The organism is Advenella mimigardefordensis DPN7, assembly GCF_000521505.1.
Taxonomy (GTDB): Bacteria; Pseudomonadota; Gammaproteobacteria; order Burkholderiales; family Burkholderiaceae_B; genus Advenella; species Advenella mimigardefordensis.
In genome coordinates this window covers 156,191-181,018 of the sequence record NZ_CP003915.1, presented here as the reverse complement: position 1 = coordinate 181,018, position 24,828 = coordinate 156,191, and the positions used below count along the sequence as shown (strand labels likewise).

At 55.0% G+C, this 24,828-nt stretch carries 26 protein-coding genes; 12 read left to right on the top strand and 14 right to left on the bottom strand.

Annotated features, from left to right (window positions below):
* Positions 1-50 precede the first annotated feature (50 nt).
* From soxC to MIM_RS00825, 5 genes are all read left to right on the top strand, one after another.
* Positions 51-1,370: a sulfite dehydrogenase gene (gene soxC / locus MIM_RS00845; protein ID WP_025370860.1), complete on the top strand. Its 1,320-nt coding sequence runs from the start codon at positions 51-53 to the stop codon at positions 1,368-1,370.
* Complete coding sequence (locus MIM_RS00840; protein ID WP_042069807.1) at positions 1,357-1,989, top strand: c-type cytochrome; 633 nt, start codon at positions 1,357-1,359, stop codon at positions 1,987-1,989. The genes soxC and MIM_RS00840 overlap by 14 nt, the downstream gene beginning before the upstream one ends.
* A gap of 186 nt (positions 1,990-2,175) precedes the next feature.
* The gene (locus MIM_RS00835) at positions 2,176-3,240 is read left to right on the top strand and encodes an ABC transporter substrate-binding protein (RefSeq protein ID WP_025370858.1); all 1,065 of its coding nucleotides are present in this window, start codon (positions 2,176-2,178) and stop codon (positions 3,238-3,240) included.
* Complete coding sequence (locus MIM_RS00830; protein WP_025370857.1) at positions 3,237-4,106, top strand: ABC transporter permease; 870 nt, start codon at positions 3,237-3,239, stop codon at positions 4,104-4,106. Before MIM_RS00835 ends, MIM_RS00830 begins: the two co-directional genes overlap by 4 nt.
* Positions 4,082-4,927, top strand: a complete 846-nt coding sequence (locus MIM_RS00825) for an ABC transporter ATP-binding protein (RefSeq protein ID WP_025370856.1) — start codon at positions 4,082-4,084, stop codon at positions 4,925-4,927. Before MIM_RS00830 ends, MIM_RS00825 begins: the two co-directional genes overlap by 25 nt.
* A 157-nt stretch (positions 4,928-5,084) precedes the next feature.
* Here MIM_RS00825 and MIM_RS00820 read toward each other — a convergent pair whose 3' ends face one another.
* The 5 genes from MIM_RS00820 to MIM_RS00800 are packed head-to-tail and all read right to left on the bottom strand — an operon-like array spanning position 5,085 to position 9,919.
* The gene (locus tag MIM_RS00820; RefSeq protein WP_025370855.1) at positions 5,085-6,173 is read right to left on the bottom strand and encodes an LLM class flavin-dependent oxidoreductase; all 1,089 of its coding nucleotides are present in this window, start codon (positions 6,171-6,173) and stop codon (positions 5,085-5,087) included.
* Positions 6,174-6,185: 12 nt separating this feature from the next.
* Positions 6,186-7,295 carry an LLM class flavin-dependent oxidoreductase gene (locus MIM_RS00815; protein WP_025370854.1) on the bottom strand — a complete coding sequence of 370 codons (1,110 nt, stop codon included), beginning with the start codon at positions 7,293-7,295 and terminating at the stop codon, positions 6,186-6,188.
* 32 nt (positions 7,296-7,327) lie between these two features.
* Positions 7,328-8,095: an ATP-binding cassette domain-containing protein gene (locus MIM_RS00810; RefSeq protein WP_144084564.1), complete on the bottom strand. Its 768-nt coding sequence runs from the start codon at positions 8,093-8,095 to the stop codon at positions 7,328-7,330.
* Between the two features lie 29 nt (positions 8,096-8,124).
* Entirely contained in the window at positions 8,125-8,970 is an 846-nt protein-coding gene (gene ssuC / locus MIM_RS00805) for an aliphatic sulfonate ABC transporter permease SsuC (protein WP_025370853.1), read from the bottom strand.
* On the bottom strand, positions 8,951-9,919 hold the full coding sequence (locus tag MIM_RS00800; protein ID WP_025370852.1) for a sulfonate ABC transporter substrate-binding protein: 969 nt from the start codon (positions 9,917-9,919) through the stop codon (positions 8,951-8,953). Before MIM_RS00800 ends, ssuC begins: the two co-directional genes overlap by 20 nt.
* A gap of 231 nt (positions 9,920-10,150) precedes the next feature.
* On the opposite strand from MIM_RS00800, the gene msuE reads away from it, so the two are divergent.
* From msuE to MIM_RS00780, 4 genes are all read left to right on the top strand, one after another.
* Positions 10,151-10,732: an FMN reductase gene (gene msuE / locus MIM_RS00795; protein WP_025370851.1), complete on the top strand. Its 582-nt coding sequence runs from the start codon at positions 10,151-10,153 to the stop codon at positions 10,730-10,732.
* Between the two features lie 38 nt (positions 10,733-10,770).
* Complete coding sequence (gene ssuD, locus MIM_RS00790) at positions 10,771-11,892, top strand: FMNH2-dependent alkanesulfonate monooxygenase (protein WP_025370850.1); 1,122 nt, start codon at positions 10,771-10,773, stop codon at positions 11,890-11,892.
* A 226-nt stretch (positions 11,893-12,118) separates the two neighbouring features.
* Positions 12,119-13,081 carry a LysR family transcriptional regulator gene (locus MIM_RS00785; RefSeq protein ID WP_025370849.1) on the top strand — a complete coding sequence of 321 codons (963 nt, stop codon included), beginning with the start codon at positions 12,119-12,121 and terminating at the stop codon, positions 13,079-13,081.
* An 84-nt stretch (positions 13,082-13,165) separates the two neighbouring features.
* Positions 13,166-14,149: an MBL fold metallo-hydrolase gene (locus tag MIM_RS00780; protein ID WP_025370848.1), complete on the top strand. Its 984-nt coding sequence runs from the start codon at positions 13,166-13,168 to the stop codon at positions 14,147-14,149.
* Between the two features lie 4 nt (positions 14,150-14,153).
* Here MIM_RS00780 and MIM_RS00775 read toward each other — a convergent pair whose 3' ends face one another.
* From MIM_RS00775 to MIM_RS00765, 3 genes are read right to left on the bottom strand one after another with little or no spacing between them, the layout of a single operon-like run.
* Positions 14,154-15,407 (bottom strand): cyanate transporter, encoded by a 1,254-nt coding sequence (locus tag MIM_RS00775; protein ID WP_025370847.1) that lies wholly within the window; start codon positions 15,405-15,407, stop codon positions 14,154-14,156.
* Positions 15,408-15,411: 4 nt separating this feature from the next.
* Positions 15,412-15,885 carry a nucleoside deaminase gene (locus MIM_RS00770; RefSeq protein WP_025370846.1) on the bottom strand — a complete coding sequence of 158 codons (474 nt, stop codon included), beginning with the start codon at positions 15,883-15,885 and terminating at the stop codon, positions 15,412-15,414.
* Positions 15,886-15,904: 19 nt separating this feature from the next.
* Complete coding sequence (locus tag MIM_RS00765; RefSeq protein ID WP_025370845.1) at positions 15,905-16,573, bottom strand: ankyrin repeat domain-containing protein; 669 nt, start codon at positions 16,571-16,573, stop codon at positions 15,905-15,907.
* 278 nt (positions 16,574-16,851) lie between these two features.
* Between MIM_RS00765 and MIM_RS23370 the strand changes: the two genes are divergently transcribed.
* From MIM_RS23370 to MIM_RS00755, 3 genes are all read left to right on the top strand, one after another.
* Complete coding sequence (locus MIM_RS23370) at positions 16,852-17,313, top strand: LysR family transcriptional regulator (RefSeq protein ID WP_222836911.1); 462 nt, start codon at positions 16,852-16,854, stop codon at positions 17,311-17,313.
* The gene (locus tag MIM_RS23365) at positions 17,285-17,650 is read left to right on the top strand and encodes a type 2 periplasmic-binding domain-containing protein (RefSeq protein ID WP_222836910.1); all 366 of its coding nucleotides are present in this window, start codon (positions 17,285-17,287) and stop codon (positions 17,648-17,650) included. Before MIM_RS23370 ends, MIM_RS23365 begins: the two co-directional genes overlap by 29 nt.
* A 265-nt stretch (positions 17,651-17,915) precedes the next feature.
* Positions 17,916-18,926, top strand: a complete 1,011-nt coding sequence (locus MIM_RS00755) for a tripartite tricarboxylate transporter substrate binding protein (protein ID WP_245592799.1) — start codon at positions 17,916-17,918, stop codon at positions 18,924-18,926.
* Between the two features lie 134 nt (positions 18,927-19,060).
* On the opposite strand, the gene MIM_RS00750 is transcribed toward MIM_RS00755, so the two are convergent.
* From MIM_RS00750 to MIM_RS00725, 6 genes are all read right to left on the bottom strand, one after another.
* Positions 19,061-19,747, bottom strand: coding sequence for a hypothetical protein (locus MIM_RS00750; protein WP_025370843.1), 687 nt, complete (start codon positions 19,745-19,747; stop codon positions 19,061-19,063).
* A 61-nt stretch (positions 19,748-19,808) separates the two neighbouring features.
* On the bottom strand, positions 19,809-20,834 hold the full coding sequence (locus MIM_RS00745) for a Gfo/Idh/MocA family protein (protein WP_025370842.1): 1,026 nt from the start codon (positions 20,832-20,834) through the stop codon (positions 19,809-19,811).
* A 1-nt stretch (position 20,835) separates the two neighbouring features.
* Complete coding sequence (locus MIM_RS00740; protein WP_025370841.1) at positions 20,836-21,681, bottom strand: sugar phosphate isomerase/epimerase family protein; 846 nt, start codon at positions 21,679-21,681, stop codon at positions 20,836-20,838.
* Between the two features lie 33 nt (positions 21,682-21,714).
* On the bottom strand, positions 21,715-22,782 hold the full coding sequence (locus MIM_RS00735; protein WP_025370840.1) for an Ldh family oxidoreductase: 1,068 nt from the start codon (positions 22,780-22,782) through the stop codon (positions 21,715-21,717).
* Positions 22,779-23,585: an SDR family NAD(P)-dependent oxidoreductase gene (locus MIM_RS00730; protein WP_042069796.1), complete on the bottom strand. Its 807-nt coding sequence runs from the start codon at positions 23,583-23,585 to the stop codon at positions 22,779-22,781. Before MIM_RS00730 ends, MIM_RS00735 begins: the two co-directional genes overlap by 4 nt.
* Before the next feature lie 163 nt (positions 23,586-23,748).
* A complete protein-coding gene (locus MIM_RS00725; protein ID WP_025370838.1) occupies positions 23,749-24,744 on the bottom strand; it encodes a LysR family transcriptional regulator in 996 nt (331 codons plus the stop codon).
* Between the last annotated feature and the right edge of the window lie 84 nt (positions 24,745-24,828).

The following is a 24,828-nucleotide window of genomic DNA, read 5'->3' as shown; positions in this document are numbered from 1 at the left end:
TCATTGCAATCATATCAACCCAATCAACGTTCGCACCGGAGACCATTCAAATGGATAACGACTCGACTGAAGACGCTTTGGCGGTCATAGAAGCAGACGCACAGCATACGCGTCGGCGATTTTTGCGTAATGGCGTGACAGCGGTCACCGGCGTGCTGGCAGGCAGCGCTGGTCTGGCAACGGCAACAGCCCAGACGGGGGCAACGATCAAAGAAGCAGCGGCAGCCACCGACAAGGCATTAACGATCCCACCGTGGTCCAAACAACCCGGCGCGCTGGTTGGCAGTCGCCCTTATGGCAAGCCCTCCGAATTTGAAAGCGGTGTGATTCGCCATCTGCGCAAGACGGACAAACAGTATTTTTCTTCCTCGACCCGTACACCGCTGCAGGAGCTCGATGGCATTATTACGCCCAACGGGCTGTTCTACGAACGTCATCATAATGGCATTCCCGATATCAACCCCGTTGAACACAGGCTGGTCGTGCACGGACTGGTCGACAACGCCCTGTCTTTCACACTGAATGATATCCGGCGCTTTCCCTCACAATCCCGGATTTATTTTCTTGAATGCTCCGGCAATCCCGGGTACGCGGTCTATGGCAAGACCGCCGCCGAAGTCAACGGTCTGGTCAGCTGCGCCGAATGGACTGGTGTGTCGCTCAAAACAATACTGCAAGAGGCTGGCCTGAAGCCCGAAGCCAAATGGGTGATTGCCGAAGGCGCCGATGGTGCGGGCATGACCCGCAGCATCCCGCTGGAAAAATGTCTGGACGATGCTATGCTCGTATACAGTCAGAATGGCGAGCGCCTGCGGCCCGAGCAGGGGTATCCGCTAAGGCTGCTACTGCCTGGGTTTGAAGGCAATATGAGTATCAAGTGGTTGCGGCGTTTGCAGGTCGCAGACCAGCCTGTGCATTCGCGCGAGGAAACATCCAAGTACACGGACATCCTGCCCGACGGCAAGGCACGCGAATTCACATTTGTGATGGAAGCCAAATCTATCATTACCAGCCCTTCCGGCGGACAGCAAGTTGACGGCAAGGGATTTCATGAAATCCGTGGTATCGCCTGGAGCGGTAAAGGGCGTATTAGCAAAGTTGAAATTTCCTTAGACGAAGGAAAAACCTGGCAACCCGCCCAGTTGCAAACGCCGGTTCTGAGCAAGGCGCTCACGCGCTTTCGGTTCCCATGGGAATGGAACGGCGAGCCCGTGGTTATACAAAGCCGGGCTACCGATGAAACCGGATACACACAACCCACGCTGGAATCACTCGTTGCCGTGCGCGGCGTTAATAATACTTATCACAATAACGCGATTACACCCTGGCGTATCGCATCTGACGGAAAGGTGACACATGCGCGCGCATAACCCTTCGCTTACCGGTACATGTTCGATCAACCGTAAGGCAGCCCTGCTTGCATGCGCTATGTTAATCAGTGCAGCGACCGGCGCCGTTCATGCAGAACAAAAATTCGGCTTTGGACAGCCCGTCACGCAGGAAGACATCGCTGCGTGGGACATTAATGTTTTTTCCGATGGACGCAATCTGCCCGATGGCAGCGGCACGGTCGCTCAGGGTGCCAGTCTTTACGCCCAGCAATGTGCATCCTGTCATGGCGCTAAGGGCGAAGGAGCCAGTGGCGATAAACTCGCGGGAGGCGCTGGTACACTGGCCAGCAGCAAACCAGTCAAAACAATCGGCAGCTACTGGCCCTACGCTCCTACTTTATTTGACTATATCAGGCGCGCCATGCCATTGACCGCGCCGCAAAGCCTGAGTAATGAACAGGTATATGCCGTTACCGCCTATCTTCTGCACCTGAACGGGCTGGTGGCGCAGGATGCACACCTGGATGCAAAATCGCTGGCGGCCATCAGGATGCCCAATCGCGATGGCTTTGTACCAGACCCGCGTCCGGATGTTCAGCAACAATCTGGCAGTAGCGAGAAACAGGCCAACGACAAACCGTTAGCACAACCGCAATAACATGATGATCATGCAGATTGATGTGGAGCGCAATTGGATACGCTGCGCTTCGCTATCAATTGCACATCATAACAATATAAGCATAATGTACTTCGTGTGAGATTTGCTTTCCTTTAGACTCAAAACAAGTGCTGTTATTTCAACTGCACGATTCAATCAACAGAGTCAGAAAACAGGAACCCGCACATGATTTCAAAAAATCACATTCGTATTCTTTCATCGGTCACTGCGCACGCCTGCGCTACGATTGCGATTATGCTGACGTGTGCACCGCTGGTCAGCGCTCAATCAGCTGCGGCGCCGATTGCCGATACTGTTCCTGCCGGCACCACACTGACCATTGGCGACCCGAAAACACAGCGTGCACTGGAGCTTTCCGGTGAAGTAAAAAATCTTCCGTTCACACCGAAATGGGTCAATATCAGCGGCGGTCCGCGAACCACCGAAGCCTTCCGCGCCAATGCACTGGACATTGGCTCTGTCGCGGACATTCCGCCGATTCATGCAACGTGGACGGGTTTGCCGGTAAAGATCATTGCTGCGGCTTTTCGCAAGGATCCCCTTGAACATCCAATCTACAAGCTGGGCATTGCACCAGGCGCCGATATCAACCGCATTGAGGATCTGAAGGGTAAAAAAATCGCGTTTAGCCCTGGCCAGGCGCAGGGCGCGCTGGTGCTGCGCATCCTGCAAAAAGCCGGGCTGACCAAGGACGACGTCACACTGGTGGAGATGCCAAGCACCGGAGACGTATACGTTAGCGCACTTGCCAGCAAACTGGTAGATGCAGCCCCCATCGCCGAGGCCAATCAGCCGCGCTATCTGGCCAATTATGGCAGCAACGGCGCTCGTGTGATATCGCACGGTCTGCGGGATGATGCATGGCACCTTTATACCCTGCAGTCTGTTCTGGACGATCCTGCCAAAGCCGCGGCTGCTCGCGCCTATGTGCAGGCCTGGGCAAAGGCGACGCGTTGGATCTATGAGCATCCAAAAGAATGGGTCGAAGGTTATTACGTACAGGATCAGGGCCTGAAAACAGCCGATGGCGAGTATCTGGCCAAATCTGCCGGAGAGCCCGATATCCCTGCTGACTGGAACGATGTGATCACCCGTCAGCAGGCAACCATCGATCTGCTTGCAAAAGAAACCGGCAACGAGCGTCTGGATGCTGAAAAACTCTTCGACCGTCGCTTTGAAAAGGTCGCCACTCAGTCGCTACAGGCCACCCAGACATTAGGCAAACAATGAATACCATTAACTCACTCGCGGCGAACACAATCGGTGATCGCCATCACAATCGCAATGTGATTACCGCTACAAAACCAGCCACCTCACGTCGCTCGCGCCTGGGTCCTGGCAAAGAGATCCGCTACGGCGGCGCAATCGGGCCGGTTCTGTTGCTGGTCATCTGGACTGTCGGCTCCTGGACCGGACTGATAGACCATCGTACGCTTTCCCCACCCTGGGTGGTGGTGCAGACGGCGGCAGAGCTGATCCAGTCCGGCCGTCTCTGGAGTAACTTTGAAACTTCCCTTTTCCGGGCGCTGCAGGGGCTGTTCTGGGGTGTGATATTCGGCGTCGTGCTGGGAGTGGTTGCCGGACTGAGTCGTATTGGCGAATACATCATTGACGGCCCGGTGCAGATCAAGCGCGCCATACCCAGCCTGGCGCTGATTCCACTGCTCATGCTTTGGCTGGGCATTGGCGAATCCATGAAAATCACCGCCATCGCCATGATTGTGGTGGTGCCTATCTACATCCAGACACATGATTGCCTGCGCAGCATCGACAGTCGCTATCTTGAATTATCCGAAACCCTGGGTGTTACGCGTGGCCAGTTTATACGCCACGTTGTCCTGCCCGGCGCATTACCGGGTTTTCTTCTTGGGCTGCGCTTTGCGGTAACGTCGTCATGGCTTGCACTGGTCGTGGTCGAACAGGTCAACTCCACCAGTGGCATCGGCTACATGATTGAATTGGCCCGAACTTACGGACAAACGGAAGTCATTGTGGTCGGGCTTGCGCTGTACGCAGTACTGGGACTTACTTCCGACACGCTGGTCCGTTTACTACAGAAAAAGGTACTCAAATGGCGCAAAACACTGAACGATTAGCCACACTCCCACAGAACAGAACGCTCGCGGTTTCGGTACAGAATCTGACCCGCCGTTTTGGCACCCGTACCGTTCTGGACAACATCGATCTGGAAATCGGCAAGGGGGAATTTGTCGCCTTGCTGGGTCGCAGTGGTTCAGGGAAAAGTACATTCCTGCGGGCACTGGCAGGGCTGGATCACGACGTGGTCGGAGAAGGCTCGCTGCAGGTACCGTCTTCATTATCCGTGGTGTTTCAGGATGCCCGTCTGCTGCCCTGGAAGCGGCTGGTGGACAATGTGAGCTTCGGGCTGCAGGGAGTCAATGTAAAAGAGCGGGCAACACAGGCACTTGAAGAAGTCGGCCTGCATAATCGTCAGCTCTCCTGGCCCGCTGAATTGTCCGGCGGCGAGCAGCAACGGGTCGCGCTGGCTCGGGCGCTGGTTCGTAACCCGCAGCTGCTGCTGGCCGATGAGCCGTTCGGGGCACTGGATGCACTGACCCGTCTGCGCATGCATACCCTGTTGCGACGACTGTGCCAGCTTCACGAACCGGCGGTACTGCTGGTGACACATGATGTAGATGAAGCCATTCACCTCGCGCAGCGCATCCTGATTCTGGATCAAGGCAAGCTGACCGTGGATGTTCCGGTGAGTTTGCCGGCGCATGCGCCGGCACGGGAAAATGAGATCGCACGCATCCGCCGTTATCTGCTACAGCATCTGGGCGTCGAAATCGAACCGGTCAGCGACACGCCAGCTGAGTCGCAGGACCCGCCGAATCAGGAAACAGCAGCGCCTGATACTGCGCAGGAGCCAACAAGGCACCGTCGTGCTGCCTGATCGCAGGCTGTACACGTAATGCCCCGCAGGACTGCGCCCATGCAGGGCGTACCACAGTAAAAAAGAGGGGTAATTTGCATTGCCCCTCTTCTATTTCATTTGTCCCGACTGCGACTAACACATTGTCAGCAGCACCGTTACCCTCGCAGCAGACGTCTTAATGCACGCGTGGCAGCACGTTCTCTCCGACACGCCAGGCTTCTTCCAGATTGGCATATCCAGAAAGAATGAATGTATCTATACCAAGATCGTGATATTGCTTGAGATAGTCTGCAACCTGCTCATAACTTCCCACCAGCGCTGTTCCCGCTCCGCCACGCACCAGGCCAATCCCGGACCACAAGCCAGGGGCTATTTCCAGATCGCGCACAGAATCGCCGCGCCCGCCGCAATTCAATTGCTGCATTCTGGCCTGTCCGACAGACTGGCTGGCGCGCAGTGATTTTTGTGCCTTTGCGATGGTTTCCGGCGACAGCTCACGCCACAGCCTTTCCGCCTCTGCCCATGCCTGTTCCTGCGTACGACGGGCGATCACATGGATACGCAGGCCAAAGCGAAGCGTGCGTCCTTGCTGCTGTGCCAGAGTGCGTACGCGGTGCAACCGCTGTTTCACCATTTCCTGGGTTTCCCCCCACAACAGATAAACATCGGCCGCATCGCTTGCCACCTTCTCGGCCACCGGCGAGGCGCCACCAAAATAAATTGAGGGCGGTGTCGCCAGAGGCCGCACCAGCCCGCCATTATCAATCTGGTAATGAGTACCGGAAAAATCCTGACCGGGCCCCTGCCAGATCTGCCGGACAACCTGCAGAAACTCAGCCGTACGCGAATAACGTTCGTCATGATCAAGAAAGTCGCCATACGCTTCCTGCTGATCCTGATCGCCGCCGGTCACCACATTCAGCAGCAACCGGTTATTGGTGAAGGTCTGCATGGCCGCCACTTTCTGCGCTGCATAGGCCGGCAATTCCAGCCCTGGGCGAAACGCCACCAGAAACTTGAGTTTTTCCGTGTTCTGCGCCAATGCCGCTGCGATCAGCCACGCATCCTCGCAGGCGGCTCCGGTGGGAATAAGGGCCGCGTTAAAGCCTGTCGCTTCTGCCGCGCGAGCGATCTGCACCAGATAGTCCACATCCGGCTCGCGATGCGCCAGATGTGTGGGCCGCAATTGCGGGTTGCTGATGTTGCCTGTCAGGTGGCGGCTATCGCCGTTCGTAGGCAGGAACCAGTTAAATTCAATGCTCATCTTTTTCCTTCATCAGGCGCTGGCAACAGCACGCAAGGCAGTGTTGCTGTTCAGCAGCGGGACGACTTCTTCGCCAACATTCAGGGCTTCCTCCAGATTCGGATAACCCGACAGAATGAAGCTTGATATACCCACAGAATGTAATTCTTCAATCCGTTCAGCAACCTGCTCATGGCTTCCTACGATGGCAGTACCTGCCCCACCGCGCACCAGGCCGACGCCGGTCCACAGGTTTGGATACACTTCCAGATCACGAACGTCATTGAAGGTCGTGCTTTGGCGCAAGGCTCGCATGCGTGCCTGCCCCACCGATTCGCTTTTCTGCAACTGCCTCTGCGCCTTTTCAATGGTTTCCCGTGGCACTTCTCTGAGCAGGCGATCCGCTTCGGCCCAGGCTTGTTCCGGTGTATCGCGGGAAATGATATGTACCCGGTAGCCATAACGAAGCTTGCGACCGTGACTTGCGGCCAGGGCATCGGCCCGACGGATCCGCTCCCGTACCATTTCCGGCGTCTCGCCCCAGAACAGATACGTATCGCTGTATTGTGCAGCGACGACCTCAGCTGCAGCCGAGGCGCCACCGAAATAGATGGGAGGAGGATTATTCAGGGGACGAAGCAGTGCCGCATTTTTCAGACGATAATGCGCACCTTCATAATTGAATTTTTCTGCCGCCCAGATTTTCCTGACAATATCCAGAAACTCTGCTGTTCTCCCATAGCGCTGATCGTGATCCAGAAAATCGCCATAACCGCGCTGCTCTGCCGAATCCCCGCCGGTCACGACATTGAGCAACAGGCGGTTGCCGGTAATTCGCTGCAGCGACTGCACACTTTGCGCAGCTACGGCAGGCAGAACAAATCCGGGACGAAATGCGACCAGAAATTTCAGGCGTGTTGTCACCTGAGCCAATGAGGCGGCCACCACCCAGCCGTCGTGACATGTCGGGCCGGTAGGAATCAGCACGGCGTTAAAGCCGGCATATTCGATCGCCCGAGCCACCGACTCCAGATAGGCAGGTGTGCTCGCCCGAATCCTGTTGGCCGACTCGCCCAGTCGATTATTCGTCAACCCATGGAAATCGCCATGGTTGGGCAGATACCAGTTCAGTTCAATTGTCATAAATCGCTTTGCTCGCTGTAAAGAAAGAGGCGCTATGCCGCCTGTGATTGGTGATGAGGCTCACTCTTGCCCAGCAAGCGGGACAGTAATTGTCCTTCCAGCGCAGCATAGTCAGCATCGCCTCTTAGGCGCGGACGTGCAAGCTGGACATCCAGATCGTATGAGATCGTATGCTGGTCTATCAAAATCACACGATCAGCCAGTGCAACGGCTTCAGCCACATCATGCGTAACCAGGACCGCAGTGAATTGATGATCTCGCCATAGTGATTCGATCAACGCCTGCATCTCGATACGGGTCAGGGCGTCCAGCGCTCCTAACGGTTCATCCAGCAGCAACAATCGTGGCCGATGCGCCAGCGCCCGGGCCAGGGCCACACGCTGACGCTGACCACCGGAAAGCACACTTGGCCATTCGTCGGCACGATCCGACAGACCGACCTGCTCCAGCGCTTCCAGAGCCACCTTGCGAACCTGACTGCCTTTGCCTTTCAGGCCCAGCGCAACATTGTCTGCAACGGTTTGCCAGGGCAACAGACGTGCATCCTGGTACATGATGCGTATGTCATCTCTGGACTGCGCAGCCGCTTTCCCATCCACCCGGATTCTGCCCACACTGGCCGTATCCAGGCCCGCAAGCAGCCTCAGAAGCGTGCTTTTGCCGCTACCGCTGCGTCCTACTACAGAGAGAAACTCTCCTGCGGCAACGCTGAGATTGACTCCCTGCAATACCGTTCGTGTGCCAAAGCGCTTGCCGGCGCCTTCCAGTCTTATCGCTACTCCGCCGTTTTCTTGTTCCATACTCATTGCTCCAGGTATGTGGTCGCGACTTATTTGTTAAATGCGGGATTCCAGCGCAGCAAGCGTCGTTCAAGCAGGCGCGAGGCGGTATCGGCCAGTTTGCCAAGAATGGCATATAGCAAAATGGCGACTACCACGATATCGGTCTGCATGAACTCGCGCGCGGTCATGGCCATATAGCCTATGCCGCTGCTGGCCGAAATGGTTTCAGCAACAATCAGAGTCAGCCACATGAAACCCAGCGCGAACCGCACTCCAACCAGAATGCTGGGCATGGCACCGGGAAGAATAACTTTGGTAAATAGCTGCCAGTCTGAAAGACCATAGGATCGGCCCATCTCGATCAGATCCCGATCAACGGAGCGAATTCCGTGAAAGGTATTCAGATAGATGGGGAACAACGTTCCCAATGCGACCAGAAAAAGCTTGCCCTCTTCGTCAATGCCAAACCACAGAATGACCAGCGGGATAAGCGATAAATGCGGTACGTTGCGTATCATCTGGATGGTCGTGTCCAGCAGGCGCTCGCATACCCTGAATCCACCGTTCAGAAAACCCAGCACCAAGCCAAGGGCGCCCCCGATGCAAAACCCGATAGCCGCGCGTACGAAACTGGCCCACAGATGAACGAAGATTTCACCACTGCGTATCAGTTCCCAGGCGGCATGCACAACCGCAAGCGGCGACGGCGCAATACGGGTTGAAAGCCACCCGGCCCAGGCAGCCAGTTGCCATAGCAGAATCAAGCCAATCGGCACCAGCCAGGGCGCCAGGCTGCTGTCTGCGATGCGTTCCCGCCATAGCCGCCGTTCCTGTTCAGTGGCTAGTGGTTCGACAACGTTGTCCGCTGGCTTATCATGGACGCCAGATAACATTCCTGATCTCCAATGCACGAGGAATCAGCTTTTGTGAAGAAAATGCATCTGCAATATTCTGCTGATTCTGAGCAACCTCATCTGTGATGTACGCCACGCCATACGCATAGTTCTCCAGTGCATGTCGCGTAATTTCTTTGCTCAGTCCGATCTGCGGCGACAGAATCTGCGCCGCCTCGTCAAAATGCGCGACTGTCCACTTGTCGGTAACATCCACTTCTTCTATTGTCCACTTGAGCACCTCGGGGTAGGCTTTCGCATAGGCGCCCGTTGAAAGGTAAAAGTTATAGTTATGTACCTGGTCATGACCGGCAACCAGCACGCGTGCGCCGATCTGTTCGATTGCAGCCTGGGCAAATGGATCCCAGATAACCCATGCATCAATCGAGCCGCTTTCAAAAGCTGCCCGGGCATCTGCCGGCGGCAGGTATTTCACCTCGATATCCGTGTAGGCAAGACCTTCCCTTTCCAGCACTTTCAACAGCAGATAATGCACATTTGAGCCGCGATTGAGCGCCACTCGCTTGCCTTTGAGTTCCTTAAAGGATTGAATAGACGAATCTTTCTGTACCAGGATTTTCTCGGCCTTGGGTGCCGGCGGTTCGCTTGCCACATACACCAGATCGGCACCCGCCGCCTGGGCAAAGATAGGTGGTGTTTCACCAACGCAGGCAAAATCGATACTGCCCACATTCAATCCTTCGAGCATTTGCGGGCCGGCCGTAAATTCAATCCAGCGTACGCTGACGCCTTCTTTTTTAAGTCGGGCATCCAGATTGCCGCGTGCCCTGAGCAGGGCAATATTTGAGCCCTTCTGCCAGCCCACCCGAAAAGTTTTGGCTTGCGTTTGTGCCCAGGCCGCATTCAGCGGCGCAATGCCAGCCAGCGTGCCCAGTCCCGCCAATAATTTCAAAGATGATCTGCGGCTCCTGAAAGCGCTGTCTGCCATATGCTATATGTCCATGTCTGATTGAAGTTCGTGTTTATATTAGCAACCCGGACATTGATGCTTCCAATATCAATTTGTATTTTGCTTATGCCGGATCCTGCAGTTTGCCAGGCATATACAAATGCAATCTCTGCGTCATATACAAATGCAATATATATTGTTTGATCCGGAACATCGTAATGGTGTAATGATGCGAATATTCATTTACTTCTTCAATCAACCGAGAACAGCATGCCCCGTTTTCTTAATACAGTTGTCATAAATGGAAGCCTGCATCGTCCGTCACGCACCCGCGTCCTGCTGGATGAAGTCACCCAGAGAATTGCCTACGATGTTGCACTTCAAACCCAATTCATCGACCTGGTCGATCTGGTCCCGTCCATCGGTACTGCCTTATCAAAGGAAGATCTGAATCCTGCTGCGCAACAGGCACTGCAGCGCATTGAGCAGGCAGATTTTCTGATCGTTGGCGCGCCTGTATTTCGCGGTTCAGTGCCAGGCTTGTTCAAGCACCTGTTTGATCTGATTGATATGGACGCACTGACAGCCAAGCCTGTCCTGCTGGCGGCTACGGGAGGCAGCGCCCGCCATGGTCTGGTCATCGATCATCAGTTACGTACCCTGTTCGGATTCTTTCATGCGCTTAGCCTGCCCGCCGGTGTTTACGCCACTTCAGGAGAAATCCAGGACGGGAAGATTGCGAGCGAAGCTCTGACGGCACGTATTGAACTGGTTGCTTCCCTGTCTGCACCGGTACTCCATGGCACACTCAATCAGCAGCGCCAGCATATTGCTGAACGTGCTGTTGCGTAAGCCGGCGATGCCCATCCCTTCCTTATATAACAAACGTCATGAGCCTTGATATTTTCTGGTTTCTCCCCACTTCCGGCGACACGCGCTATCTTGGTACGTCAGATTTTGGCCGGGAGCCCACCAGCGAATATCTGCGTCAGATCGCCATCACAAGTGAAAACCTTGGCTATGACGGCTTGCTTATTCCCACAGGAAGCTCGTGTCTTGATCCCTGGGTTGTCGCCGCCAGCCTGATCCCGGTCACGCAGCGAATCAAACTGCTGGTCGCACTCAGAACCTCTTTGGGTGGTCCTGCACCGTCCGCCAGACAGGCGGCCACGCTGGATCAGGCCTTACATGGGCGTTTGCTGCTCAATGTGGTGCCAGGCGGCGATGCGGCCGAGCTGGCCGCAGACGGCGTGCAACTGAGTCATGATGAACGCTACGCGGCTGCAGATGAGTATCTGCAAATATGGAAAAGGCTTCTATCAGGTGAAACCGTCGATTTCGATGGGAAGTATCTGTCAGTCAAACAAAGCCGGAACTATCATGCACCGGTGCAAAAACCGTGGCCACCCCTTTATTTCGGTGGCTCTTCGGAGGCGGCACATAATCTGGCTGCCCGGCATGTAGACGCCTACCTGACCTGGGGTGAACCGCCTGCGGCCGTTGCCCGTAAAATTGCCGATGTCAGGGCTCGCGCCGCACAGCATAATCGAACGGTACGATTTGGCTTACGCGTTCACGTGATTGTCCGGGAGACCGAAGACGAAGCCTGGCAGGATGCGCATAGACTGATCAGCCATATCACGGACGAAGATATCGCACGTGCCCAACAGAATTATGCAAAAATGGACTCGGTGGGTCAGCAGCGTATGGCCGCCTTGCACGGGGGGCAGCGCAATAAGCTGGAAGTAGCGCCCAATCTGTGGGCAGGTGTAGGATTGGTTCGCGGTGGTGCAGGCACCTCGCTGGTGGGCGATCCCCAAACCGTGGCCGCCCGGCTACAGGAATATGCCGATCTGGGCATCGACACGTTTGTACTATCGGGGTATCCCCATTTGGAGGAGGCCATTCGCTTTGCCGAGCTGGTTTTCCCGTTATTGGGTAAAACAGCGGTCACCACCCGGGGACAGGCACAAACCGGCGGCGCCTTTGATCGCAGGGTGGCGCAGGAGTAACAGCGCATCCACCAGGTGTCTCATGAGACGCAGCGCTGCTTGAAGGGATCACCCCCTTGTGAGATACTCAGATTCGACGCAGCCGGTCTGCAGACCGTTTTCGTTGCGCCTCTCTGAGAAAGTCCGTTCCCATGACTCTTAAAGTATTAACAACCTTAATAATGCCGTTGCCCGGCATATCTTGCCGCGCTTCGGTCAATGAAGCCAGAGCCGACAGGCAATGCCAGTGAACCGGCAGATCGGCGATCTGGACATCAGTCTGTTGTTTGCACTGGACGCACTGTTGCTGGAACAGAACGTAACGCGCGCGGCAACCAGATTACATATCACGCAGTCAGCGCTTTCCGGGCGGCTGACCAGGCTGCGCCGTATTTTCAACGACCCCTTGTTTGTGCCTTCCTCTTCGGGTAGAGGCATGACACCCACTTCGCATATGCTGGCGCTTAAGCCGGAGCTGCAGCGCCTGTTGCAGCAGTTGACTCAATTTGTGCAATCGGCACACGTGTTCGACCCCGCAACCAGCGAGCGTACATTCCGAATTGCCGCGATGGACAACCCCGCAGCCATTCTCGCTCCCGCGCTGCTACCGCTGATGCGAATGCGCGCCCCGGCAGTCAAAGTCGCCTTTGTCCTCCCCGATAAAAGCCTGGTTAGTGAGCAACTGGAACGCGGCGAAGTGGATTTGTTTATCGGCACCGCACAGGATGCAACAGCGAACCTGATCGGACGCCGCCTCTTTAACGAAGCGTTTCTGACCGCGCAACGCATTGGACACCCCCGGGGCACCGATCCGCTGTCGCTGGATACATTCTGTGAACTGGATCATCTGCTGATTTCGAGCAGTGGCGGCATGTTCAACGGCATGGTTGACGAAGTGCTTGGCGATCTCGGGCGGCAACGCCGTGTCTCGGTCTCGGTCCAGAGCTATGCTTTAGCGCCGCTGATTCTGAATGCAACCGATTGCATCTGCACCCTGCCCAGACGCTTTCTACAGCAATATGCCGGCAGCCTTGATCTGTTTACACCGCCACTGGCCCTGGATACGTTCTCCATGAATCTGTTCTGGCATGCCACCGTCAATGCCGATCCGGCACACCGATGGCTGCGCTCGATGGTCTTCGACGCCGTACAGGACCAGCGGAACGAAAGAGCAGATCACGAACGACTCAGCCATCAACGGTATCGATAGGTCACATCGGAATTGACGATTTGTGTAGTGTCAGCGGATGGCGCATGATGTGTTTTCTCCGTTCAACCATGGAAAATCAACATCATGTCACGCATTACCCCCCTTGTTTTTTCTGGCATACTGGCCATCACAAGTGCCATTGCCTTGCCCGCGGCAGCCCAGACGACGTCTGTGGCCAGCATCGCAACATATGCACAAACGGTCGACTCCTATTCCCTGCCACTTGGAAAGCTGACCATTACTGCCCTGTCAGATGGCACCGTGCCCCAGGACTTATATCAATTATTGATAGGCGCCTCTCATTCCCATGTCGACAATCTGCTCAATAAAGCGTTTCTTGCCAATCCCGTAGAGGCGTCCATCAATGCGTTTCTGATTCGTGATGACAAACGTATTATTCTGGTCGATACCGGATCCGGCGAACTGTTTGGACCGGGCTACGGAGGCAAACTGTATGACAGCCTGGCCAGCGTGGGAATTAAACCTGAACAGGTGACCGATGTGCTTATCACCCATATTCATACTGACCATACCGGCGGTCTGGTGCAAAATGGCAAACCGGCCTTTCCGAACGCCGTCGTCCATGTGGGTGCGCCGGATCTGGCCTTTTTTCTGGATGCGGGCAACGCCAGTAAAACCGGCTATGACGATAAGTATTTTGCAGAGGCCATCAAGACCATCGGTGTCTACGAAAAACTGGGGAAAGTGAAAACCTTTAACGATGGGGAACCTGTTCTTCCAGGAATAACAGCGTCCATCCATCCGGGGCACACACCCGGTAGTGCATTCTTTACCGCAAGCAGTCAGGGGCAATCTATTGTTTTCGTTGGCGACATCGTCCATGTGGAAGCCGTGCAATTTCCCGAACCGGACGTCGCCATTGTCTATGACCTGAAACCGGAAGCAGCCATTGCAGTTAGAAAAAATGCATTTTCTGATTTCGCCAACAAGCGCCAGTTAATCGCTGCTCCGCATCTACCATTTCCCGGCATCGGCCATATCCGCTCAGAGACGAAGACCAGGTTCAGCTGGCATCCGGTCGAATACCGCAATCGCGCAAGCGATTAATCGCTCAGCACGTATCCTGGCCTGGCGTTACAGCGGCGGCCAACAATGTATCCTGTTGCCTGCTCTCTGCTGTCTGTGCCCGCATGACGCGTGCATACTGTTTGGGAGAAAAACGCAGAGTCAGCATGGCAACCATGAGCACCGCCGCCAGATGACCCATCCATCCGGCTCCATAACTACCGGTCACGTCATGCAATACCGCAACAAACCAGGCAGGAGCGGCAGCAATCAGAAATCCACCGCCCTGCATGAGGGCTGACAGCGCGCCCGCCTGTGCAGGATCGGGCAGATGATCCAGCGCCACAATCAGCAACAAGGCAAAGCAGCCGCCCAGGCCACACCCGAGCATAACCACCCAGGCAAGTGCGGCGTAGTCTGACGCCAGCGCCAGGCCTGCAAACCCACCGGCCTGCATCACAAGTGTGAACAACAGCCAGGGCCTGCGATCCATTGAACTCCGGGCAAACAACGGCACTGTCAGCGCCGCCAGCGCCTGGCTCACCGCCAGCACGGCCAGCAAACCGCCACTGGCCCCGGCGCTCCAGCCAAGCTCCTGATAGGCCGGCGCCAGCCAGGCGACCACAGACGTGTAGCCACCATTCATCAGACCAAAACAGAGCATCAGGAGCCAGGTGCGAGGTCTGGCCAGCAACAGCCGGGCTGTACCCTGCTGCCTGATCGCGCCTGCATCCAGCGGCAGAGACCGCCATGCCAGCATGAGCGCCGCAGCGGCGGGCAAGGCAAACCAGGCCAGCCCAAGGCTCCAGATCCCTGTCGTTGCCGACATGGCAGGCGCCGAGACCGCGCCCAACGCCCCGCCCCCCATGAGCATGGCCGAATAAAGCCCCATCATGGGCCCGACATGACCGGCAAACTCTCGCTTGATGATTCCCGGAAAAATCGCCTGTATGACGGCGACCCCCAGGCCGATCAACGCGGCGGTGGCAATCAGACTCCAGCCGCTGATGCTCAGCAGACGCAAGGCGCATCCGCTGCAAATCACCAGCAGCGCCACGATGATAGAGCGACGTGCACCGAATGCGCTTTGCAGCGCCGGTCCGACAAACGCGACACATCCCATCAACACCATCGGCACCAGCGTAAGCATGGCCATGCCTTGCAAGCCCAGGCCCGTGTGTTCACGAATATCGCCGGCCAGCGGCCCGATACTGGTAATGAAGGGCCGCAGATTAAACCCTATCAGCGCGACCGTGGCGACCAGCAGGACGCGCGCAAGTGGCGATTGAACCCGCATCATTGACTCACCGGCCTTGTTGTTCCTGGTGTTTCCAATGCACGTACAGATCGGGTCTGTCAGCAAGCCGGACAGGCGCATGACGAATGGCCATGGACTGCTCGGCAAACGGCCTGGCCAGATCGGCATACAAGTCTGCTGTCGAAAGACCGTAGGGCGCACCGTCCTCATTGCTATACGCGTAGGTCACTTCGCTGATGCCGGCCAGCCTCATTGCAGCCATACACATGGGGCAAGGATGACCGCTGGCAAATACGCTGCAACCCGCCAGGCTGGCCGAGCCAAGATACTGACTGGCCGCTCTGATGGCCAGCAACTCGGCATGTGCGGTGGGATCGTTGGTTGTCAGGATCTCGTTGGCCGCCTGGGCAATCACCTGACCGTTGCGTACGACCACAGCGCCAAACGGGCGTCCCCCTTTTTCTGCATTGGTAAATGCCAGCTCGATTGCCTGTTGGAGAAAACGCGTATTCTGTTGCATCAATGTATCCCTTCAAAGATCACCGCGCGCCCGCAGCGCGCAGCCTGTTTTCTATTTCCCGGTAGCCATGTGACCGCGCATGAGCAAGCGGCGTCACGCCTTCGCGATCAGCCAGATTGGGGTTGGCGCCCGCCGCCAACAGGGCATCCACGATCTGCTGATGCTGCTTGCCGCCTGAGCCAAGAATAATGGCCTCCAGAAGCGCGGTCCATCCCAGATTATTAATGTGGTCAACATCCACCCCGGCTTCAATCAGCGTTCTCACGGTTTGCACATGACCGCGTTCGGCAGCAGGAATCAGTGCCGTCCCACCATACCGGTTGGTGCTTGCCAGATCAGCGCCATGCGCCAGCGCAAGCTTCAGGATTTCCAGATGACCCCTGGCGCCCGCATACAAATATGCACTGTCACTGATGTTGTCTTTGGCGTTTACATCGGCACCTGCCGCAATCAGCGCTTGCGCAGCACGCACCTTGTTCGCCCTTGTCGCCACCAGCAACGCTGTGGCACCCGAGCTATCGCGTGCATCTGTTTCTGCTCCGCCGGATATCAGTTGTTCGATAGCAGCGACATCGTCATTGCCTGCTGCCACATGCAAAGGATAAGCTGCCATGACTGCTCCCGGGAAAACAGGCATGCAGGCCAGCATCACAGCGGCGAGCACTGCCAGGACAATCGATCTGGTCATATGACCTCCGGACTCGTGTTGAATGCAGACGGGGCTGACCGGCATGGCGCTGCACAACCGGCGCTAACCCGCTTGCCGGATGATCAGCGATACAGGTACAACGAGTGAACGCATACCGGTTTGTACGCCCGCTGTGCCATGAGGCGGGTCATTTGGATACCGAACCGCAGCCAGTATAGTCAAGCCGCATAGTATTTGGAAATTAAATTATTAAATAATAAATATTAAGATTGTGCATGTTGTGATTATAATTGCTGTCAGAACACTTATCAGCCAGGGTGACGAAACTGCTTGATCCCCGCCTTCTTGCCGCGTTTGTCGAAATTGTGGATACCGGCAGCTTCACGGCTGCAGCGGATCGCCTGCATCTGACGCAATCGACCGTCAGTCAGCAACTGGCAAGACTCGAATCTGCCGTTGGCCAGCAACTGGTGCACCGCAACGCCCGTCCGGTACAGGCCACCGTGCCGGGTGAACGGCTGGCCGGTTACGCCAGACGCATACTTGCGCTGGAACGCGAAGCGCAAGCCATGCTGGGCGACCCGGCCGGCACCCAATCCATACGCATCGGGCTGCCCGAAGATCTGGTGACCGATCAAATGGCGGCCGTTTTCAGGGCCTGCACGCATCAGCACCGCTCGGTCCGGCTGGACATCACCACCGGCCTGAGCCGCAATCTGGGCGAACGTTACCGTGCCGGGGAACTCGATATTGTCATCGTCAGAAAGCGCAGACAATAGCCAGCACTGGTCCGATCCCATTGCGCTGGTTACTTTTCCACCCGGCGGGCTGTACCGCGAGGCCATGTTTGATCAGATCGAACGGGAACGCCGAAAATGGTACGTTGCTTTTTCAGGCAGCAGCTTTCAAAGCGTGCTGGTCGGCGTAGAAACAGGCCTGGGTTTGTCCGTGCTACCAGTCAAAGCCGCAGCCGGGCGGCGTGTGCGTGAGTATGCACCGTTAGGCAAGACGCCCGCAATCCTGGTTTCGCTCTATGCATGGGACAAGAGCGGCCCGGCTGCGGAACTGATCAGGCAAATGACAAATGTGCTTGAGCGGCGGGTGAGCCTTCCATGAGAGAAAAGTGTGCCCGTGATCTGGTGCCCGCACCGAAGACTGTGCGGTCACGATTATCTATGCCTAACCAGGTGTAACCACCCTTTGAGCAACGTCGTTGTGATGAGCAGTTGCCTACGAGCCCTAAGCAAACGCTTAGGCCTCATATACATAAATCGTTTTGGACATTGACCGGCCGATCCGTTGTAATGCAGTTGTCTCCAGGCGTAATACGCATGCAAGTGAGTATGCCGAGGCACCCATACATCAGACCTAAACATATAGAATGAGAGACAAGACGATGGCTCGGAATAACAGACGCAGATTCCTGCAATATGCCAGTATTGCACCGCTCGCAGCAGCACTTCCCGCTTATGCGAACACAAACAATTTTCCCGTCAAACCCATCAAGATAGTGGTTGGCTTTTCCGCAGGCGGCACAACCGATGCCTTGCCTCGGCTTTTTGCCACACAAATGAGCCGTATTCTGGGCCAGACAATAGTGGTAGAAAATAAGCCGGGAGCAGCTGGCAATATCGCCACTGCACAAGTGGCACGATCGTCACCAGACGGATATACACTTCTTGCGTCAAGTATTGGTCAGATTACCGTCTCGCCACATACCATGTCGATGTCAGTCGATCCCCAAAAAGATCTGGAACACATCTCAATGTTCGGAGAAGGAGATCAATTTCTCACCATCAACAAGCAGGTACCGGCAACCAATATCCAGGAGTTTATCGCGCTGGCAAAAAGCAAACCTCATACGATGTTTTATGGAGACTCCGGTGCCGGAGGCAATATGCATCTTTATCTTGAATATTTCAGGATGCTGGCGAAACTTGATATTGATGCTGTGCACTTCAAAGGTGGCAGCCAGATCATGCCGGATCTGATCTCCAACCGCGTGCAATTGAGCTTGCTAAGCAATATTGTCATGAACTCGCACGCTAAAGATGGCAGCTTGCGGCCCATACTGCTATATGGAAAAAAGCGCGATCCTAATTACCCGGATGTACCGACAGTTCGCGAAGCAGGTTTGCCTGACCTGGAGACGGCCAGCAACTGGTTTGGTCTACACGCGCCCAAAGGCACGCCACGCAACATCACTGATAAAATTTACGGAGCACTGCTGGAAGCGCTGAAAACCAAAGAAGTCCGGGAGGGCCTCGTCACACTTGGTATTACCGCTGGTGGTGACACCCCCGAAGCCTTCAGCCAGCGCATTGCAAAAGAATCCGAAACGTTCAGAAAAGTTGCAGAATTGACGAAAATCGTGCCAGGCTCAACAACCTAAGATACGACCGGACGCTAGCGGATTTCACTCGCGTTCCCGAAGCAGTAATGATCAACGCCGGTAAAGATGAAATACTGTCATTTTCATCTTTACCGGCTTTCACGCCTGACTTTATCTGCGCAGTAATTGTCACATCACATCGGCTGAAGCAGGTTCTGTATGCTGTATTCCAATCGGTACAAGCCATTGATTACGTCATCGTCAGCACCAGCCCGTAGCAGCGCATCCTCGGGTAGATGTTGTGCACATGCATCACTCACCCCTATTTCGTCCGAACCTTCAACCATAAGTATCAAGTCAGGCAATTGAATAACCCGTCCTCGCTGATTACCAGAATTCCCCCCGGTCAATGCAGCATCGTTCTCTACCAAATGCACGCCTGTTATTCGAGGCAAGTCGATCAGACCTGGCAACATGTTGTTAACAATATGCTTTATGAACGAGGCCTTGCTGTCGTTCCCAGTCGTGATGCGTATAGTCTTTATGAAGCCGCCCATCGCATACCCCTGGCTGTAATGGATCTGACACCCACCCCGGACATTATTGCGAAATGCGGGTAATGTCTTCGTCGACCACGGCGTAGGATTGGTCAGGCGAGTTTTATAAACATCGCTCACCAGTACGTCAGCATTGGCCACTTCATACAGCGTCAGAAATTCAACCTGAGCGTCCACTGCAATATAGCGTCGGCCTCTTATAAAGCCAGGAATCCCAAGCCTTTCTACCATGTGTTCGCGCGGATGCCATTCGAAAAAATCTTCACGCATTTCAGGTGCGATATCATTCCAGATCGCAATTAGCGCTTCTCCTGCCAGGGCCATTTCATTTTCCTTTATATGATTGATAGGGCGCAGAGGCGTACAATACGCCAGTGTCTTTTTACTACTCGTTAGTCAGAACAGCAGGCTGCCCCGCCGAACGATAAGCCTGTTCCATTAGCTGCAAACTGGCAAGCTGATCCCGGGCACTAGTCCAGAACGGACTCTGGTCGAGCAAACGGTCTGCAAAGTGCTGGATCGAGGCATTGAAACACCCCTGCCTTATTTCGGACTCGTCGTAGGTGATGGTGTCCTGCTCCTCGCCAATCAGCCTGAGCACAGCATTGTCCAATATCACGCTGCACCGTGTTCCAGCGATCTCCAGTCGGTCAGGTGCGCGTGTGTCGTGGCCGGCTGCAGTCATAACACCGTCTATCGTGACCGGGAACCCCGATTTTGAGCGCAGCAAGAGCGTCGCACTATCCTCTCCCTGAAGCGCCGGACATGCCCTTGCGGTACAACAGGCAATCAGCGACATTTCGCCAAAAAGTGAACGAACGACGTCAATCTCATGGATCAGTGACTCTGCAATCAGAACGCGCTGCTCATTCTGAAGGAATGGCTGACGAGTGAAGGCATGTATTCGTCCATCGCCGGTGCGCGGCAGCATACTGGAACGCCATAAGGCAATACGTGCCTGCGTGATCGTACCGAGCCTGCCCGCATCTATCCATTCACCGATTTTTTTGAAGTATGCCCGGTATCGCCAATTCTCATTGACCATGACGCGAATCGACGAACCAATTTCCTGAACCAATGCCAATGCCTCGTCATAAGTCGGACATAGTGGCTTTTCACATAGGGCATGTACACCATATCTGGCCGCCATACGGACCAGCGCAGCGTGTGTCTCGCGTGGCGTGATGATATCTACTGCATCTAGTTTTTCCTGCTCGAACATAATTTCAGGTGAGTCATACACTTGCGCTATTGCAAACTGCGCAGCCCGTTCCCTGGCACGTTCGACTGAGGAATCGCATACAGCGGCAACCACTGCGTTTCTACAGTTGGACCAAGCGGCCAGATGATCAGCACTGATCATGCCGCAACCGATGACACCAATTCGAAGTCCGCTTGTGGATGAGGGCATCTTACAGCACCTCCATGCCATGCTGTCGCGCATGATACCGCGCCATGAAAGACGCCGCATCAGCAGCTGCCACACGGGCCTTTTCCGTGGGTGTTTTGCCTCTCATATCCTGCCTGGCCACTTCATATTCAATTTCACAATTGACGGGCAGTTCATCTAAAAACTGAAACAAGGGTAATACGCCTTCACCAGCCGGGAGACGCGCACCACGGGCCTCCAGTAATAGCGCATCGTCTGTCATCGCTCCTGAAAACGGGTTTGCATCACATAATTGGGCAAACACAATCCGCTCAGCCGGGACGAGTCTGATGTGTTCAGGCGTCGCACCGGAGCGAGCCAGATGCAATGCGTCCAGCAATAACCCGGCCTGGTTACAGCTGCTGACCTGGACAACACGCCAGGCGGCCTCTAGCGTACGAACACCACTATATGGCAGAAACTCCAGCGCCACCCGAATCCCGGCCTTTTCAGCCAATTCGCAATAGCTGGCAAACGTGTCCATGAACCGCGACTCATCAGGATCAAAACTGTTAGCCACCAGTATCGGTACGCCCAGCTCTGCGGTGGCGTCTATGACTGGCTTCACCTGATCGATGCTGGTTTCTGGATAAAACTGATAACCCGACACGTTAGACAATCTCACACCCAGTTCGGTTGCCTGATTTCGCAGTGCACTAATTGTTGAAGGATTATTTAGAACAGGAGTTGCAAACGCATCGCCCGGTCGTCGTCCGCAAATTCGGATACCTGTGGCTCCGAAGCCGGCTGCAGCTGCAGCTTCGATGGTTTGCGCAGGCGTGGCGCTAATCGTTAAATGGGCCAGCGTAAGGTCTTGTGTAGTTAGCATATTGTTTTTCAGTTCAAGTATTGAAAGCGGCAACTATTGCTGTGTTGTCGGTGCGAATATATTCAGGCGATCTGCCAGTTCCAGCAAATCCTTCCATACAGAGGCCGATAGGCGAATTCCTGTGCTCAGTTGCTCTTGCTGAACACGCCAGGCGCGCTCTCCAGGCAGCAGGATCTCGTGCATACCGGTAAGCAGTGGGGTATTTTTAAGCATCATGGCCATTTCATCGACTCTGTGCTTGAACGCCTCAGGCTCGATAAATGACGATATATCAATGGCCATATGAATATGCCCATTGCCAATGTCCCGCTGAGTATCAACAAACCAGGCAGGTATCTCAGACAAAATACGTGAACCAGTGAGCACACCGCAAAGAATCTCCCCGAATACGGCCAGCCCATACCCTTTGTAGCCCAGTGGCAGCAATGCCCCTCCTGCGGCCAGATCAGCCGGGTTATCGGTTGGCTGCCCATGGCGATCAATGATCCAATCCGTGGGAATGCGACGATTGTTTTTCGCGGCTAGTCGCACCTTTCCGCCTGCGGCTACACTCAGCGCCATATCCAGCACCACCGGTCCCTGCGCCAGCCCAGGAGCAGCGAAAGCAATGGGATTATTGCCAATGTTGTTGACGCTTCCCCCCCAGGGAGTCATCCCGGGATAGCCGTTAGTCCACGCAATGCCTATCATGTTTTTAGGCATCGCCATAAGAGCATAATGCGCGCAAGCTCCGATAAAATCACTGTTGTTTACCGCGACAAAGCCCACACCGGCTGTTTGTGCCTTTTCCATTGCAATACGCATGGCATGGGTTGCTGTCACGGCGCCTAGCGCACGATCGCCGTCAAGCAGTGCGGTCGCCGGTGCTTCACGCAGAATTTTTATTTGCGGATCTGCGTTGGCGCCTCCTTTGAACAGGCGATCTATTAGAAAAGGGATACGTACGACGCCATGCGAATGGGTGCCTCTCAGGTCGGATTTGACCAGACTGTCGGCGACCTGCCCTGCGTGAACCGCGTTCAATCCAGCGCCCACGAAGATGGACTCGGTAAACTGCTGCAGTTCAGAGGCATCCACCCGTAATTGTTCTACTTCGCTCATACTGCACTTGCCTTTCGTGCTGCCGGCACACCACCGTGGACGAGCCATCCATTGGTTGCCAGAACGCCGGCATCGACAGGCAAGTTGGTACCTGTAATGGCGGACGCCCGATCTGAAAGCAGAAAAGCAATAACCTCGGCGACTTCCCGTGGCTCTACCAGCCGGCCCAGTGCACTGACGTCAATTGGCGAGATAGCATAGCGCTCGCCCTTTTCGATATTTTCCAGCATCCGGGGCACAGCAACAAAACCAGGACTGACCGCATTGACTCGAACACCACTACGTCCCCATTCACCGGCCATGCCTTCAGTAAGCATATTGACTGCCGCCTTCGCTGAATAATATGCATGGCCGTGGTTGGGGCGCTGCCCTACCATGGACGAAATATTGACAATAGCACCTTCGCCGCGCAGAGCCATGCGTTTACCAAATTCAACACAACTGACATAGGTGCCGCGATATGCGGAATTGACAATCCGCTCCCAGACTTCCAGTGGTAGCTCTTCTGGTCTGACTTGCGCCTGGAAAATTGCTGCTGAATTGACCAGCGCATGTACAGGTCCGATTTCAGATTCGATATGTTGTGCAGTTTGAGCGATCGATTTCGCGTCCAGCACGTCTACCCTGACCGACTCGCCCCCGATACCTACAGCGAGATCCTGAGCTGCCTGGTAATCAATGTCTGCGACAACCAGTTTCCAGCCATGCTCATATAGCTTCTGGCATGTGGCTGCACCAATACCATTTGCTCCTCCCAGGACAACGGCAATACGACCTTGTCCCTCTTGTTTCATTGCGTTCATTGCCCGTTCCTTTCGTTGACTCTGTGACAGCGCTGTTATTACGGCGTTCAACAACCCGAATGCAGCAGCGTGAGCACAGGACCATTACAACGAATTTGAACGATAAAGTCCAAAACGATCGAAATATGGCAGACCCAAGTTTTTTCTTTGGATGGAGGACAAGTCAGCGGGGTGCGCGGTACTCATCCCGCAAGGTAGCGACCGTATTGGAAAGCAGATCGGCTGCAGGCGTGCAGCGATTGGCCAGTGAACCTAGCCGCGATATGTACATTTGCACAATCTGCGCAAGCAGATCAATCAGGGCCTCCTCGTGCTTGAATGATGCCCGAGTGATCGAACGAACCAGATATAAGGTTCTGCTTAAGGCCGGATCGGCAATCCTCCGTCCATTCAGCAATCCCAGTTCAATATGCTCAATGGCGTTGCCGTATGGCATAACAGCCGCTGCGTCACCCGCCGCGACCATCCGCTTCATCATGGACACAGACGATACATCAAGAATCACATTCAATTCGATTGCACGTCGTTTCGCGGCGGTGAATAGCTGTTCACGCACACCATCTCGTAACCCAGGAAGCACCAGCTCGTGTTTCGCCATTTCCGAAAAAGTGACAGGTGTATCGTGTAACCGGCCATTGCCATTTTCTGCTGCGTAGACAAAGAGCATTTCCTCTTCAAGTAACGGCACCCGGATCATGCCCGGACGCTCATGAACCTCGTAGGCAAGGGCCAGATCAATTTCATGACGTTCCAGCGCATCAATCAACACAATGCTTCGTTCCTCGACGACGCCGAGCTTGACGCCCGGAAGCTCTTTTTTTGCCAGCAGGATAAGATCCCGCCCTACTATGTTCATAAACCCATTGGTCAGCCCCAGCATGACCGCTTCCATTTCGAAGCGCCCCTGCGCTTTGACCAGACGTTCTGTGTCATCCACCAGACGCAGAATTTCACAAGCACGCTCATACAGGAGTTGCCCGGCACGGGTGGTGCGTACGCCACGTGGATGTCGCACCAATAAACTGACACCGTAGTCCTGTTCTAACTGACGCACCTGCATTCCCAAGGCAGGCTGAGCGACGTACAGTTGCTCAGCGGCGCGTGTGATGTTGCCCGTTTCCACGATTCTGGTGAAATATCTTAATTGCCGCAAATTCATGAAAACACCTATATTTTCAAATGTATGAAGGGCCTTGAGGATGCTGCATAGACATATTGAGTGTTTTGAAACGGGCCGCTGGCA

Bases quoted from the DNA above. Each gene is read 5' to 3' on its own strand.
- soxC (WP_025370860.1), top strand. From the start codon at position 51: ATGGATAACGACTCGACTGAAGACGCTTTGGCGGTCATAGAAGCAGAC.
- MIM_RS00840 (WP_042069807.1), top strand. From the start codon at position 1,357: ATGCGCGCGCATAACCCTTCGCTTACCGGTACATGTTCGATCAACCGT.
- MIM_RS00835 (WP_025370858.1), top strand. From the start codon at position 2,176: ATGATTTCAAAAAATCACATTCGTATTCTTTCATCGGTCACTGCGCAC.
- MIM_RS00830 (WP_025370857.1), top strand. From the start codon at position 3,237: ATGAATACCATTAACTCACTCGCGGCGAACACAATCGGTGATCGCCAT.
- MIM_RS00825 (WP_025370856.1), top strand. From the start codon at position 4,082: ATGGCGCAAAACACTGAACGATTAGCCACACTCCCACAGAACAGAACG.
- MIM_RS00820 (WP_025370855.1), bottom strand. From the start codon at position 6,173: ATGAGCATTGAATTTAACTGGTTCCTGCCTACGAACGGCGATAGCCGC.
- MIM_RS00815 (WP_025370854.1), bottom strand. From the start codon at position 7,295: ATGACAATTGAACTGAACTGGTATCTGCCCAACCATGGCGATTTCCAT.
- MIM_RS00810 (WP_144084564.1), bottom strand. From the start codon at position 8,095: ATGGAACAAGAAAACGGCGGAGTAGCGATAAGACTGGAAGGCGCCGGC.
- ssuC (WP_025370853.1), bottom strand. From the start codon at position 8,970: ATGTTATCTGGCGTCCATGATAAGCCAGCGGACAACGTTGTCGAACCA.
- MIM_RS00800 (WP_025370852.1), bottom strand. From the start codon at position 9,919: ATGGCAGACAGCGCTTTCAGGAGCCGCAGATCATCTTTGAAATTATTG.
- msuE (WP_025370851.1), top strand. From the start codon at position 10,151: ATGCCCCGTTTTCTTAATACAGTTGTCATAAATGGAAGCCTGCATCGT.
- ssuD (WP_025370850.1), top strand. From the start codon at position 10,771: ATGAGCCTTGATATTTTCTGGTTTCTCCCCACTTCCGGCGACACGCGC.
- MIM_RS00780 (WP_025370848.1), top strand. From the start codon at position 13,166: ATGTCACGCATTACCCCCCTTGTTTTTTCTGGCATACTGGCCATCACA.
- MIM_RS00775 (WP_025370847.1), bottom strand. From the start codon at position 15,407: ATGATGCGGGTTCAATCGCCACTTGCGCGCGTCCTGCTGGTCGCCACG.
- MIM_RS00770 (WP_025370846.1), bottom strand. From the start codon at position 15,885: ATGCAACAGAATACGCGTTTTCTCCAACAGGCAATCGAGCTGGCATTT.
- MIM_RS00765 (WP_025370845.1), bottom strand. From the start codon at position 16,573: ATGACCAGATCGATTGTCCTGGCAGTGCTCGCCGCTGTGATGCTGGCC.
- MIM_RS00755 (WP_245592799.1), top strand. From the start codon at position 17,916: ATGAGAGACAAGACGATGGCTCGGAATAACAGACGCAGATTCCTGCAA.
- MIM_RS00750 (WP_025370843.1), bottom strand. From the start codon at position 19,747: ATGGCCCTGGCAGGAGAAGCGCTAATTGCGATCTGGAATGATATCGCA.
- MIM_RS00745 (WP_025370842.1), bottom strand. From the start codon at position 20,834: ATGCCCTCATCCACAAGCGGACTTCGAATTGGTGTCATCGGTTGCGGC.
- MIM_RS00740 (WP_025370841.1), bottom strand. From the start codon at position 21,681: ATGCTAACTACACAAGACCTTACGCTGGCCCATTTAACGATTAGCGCC.
- MIM_RS00735 (WP_025370840.1), bottom strand. From the start codon at position 22,782: ATGAGCGAAGTAGAACAATTACGGGTGGATGCCTCTGAACTGCAGCAG.
- MIM_RS00730 (WP_042069796.1), bottom strand. From the start codon at position 23,585: ATGAACGCAATGAAACAAGAGGGACAAGGTCGTATTGCCGTTGTCCTG.
- MIM_RS00725 (WP_025370838.1), bottom strand. From the start codon at position 24,744: ATGAATTTGCGGCAATTAAGATATTTCACCAGAATCGTGGAAACGGGC.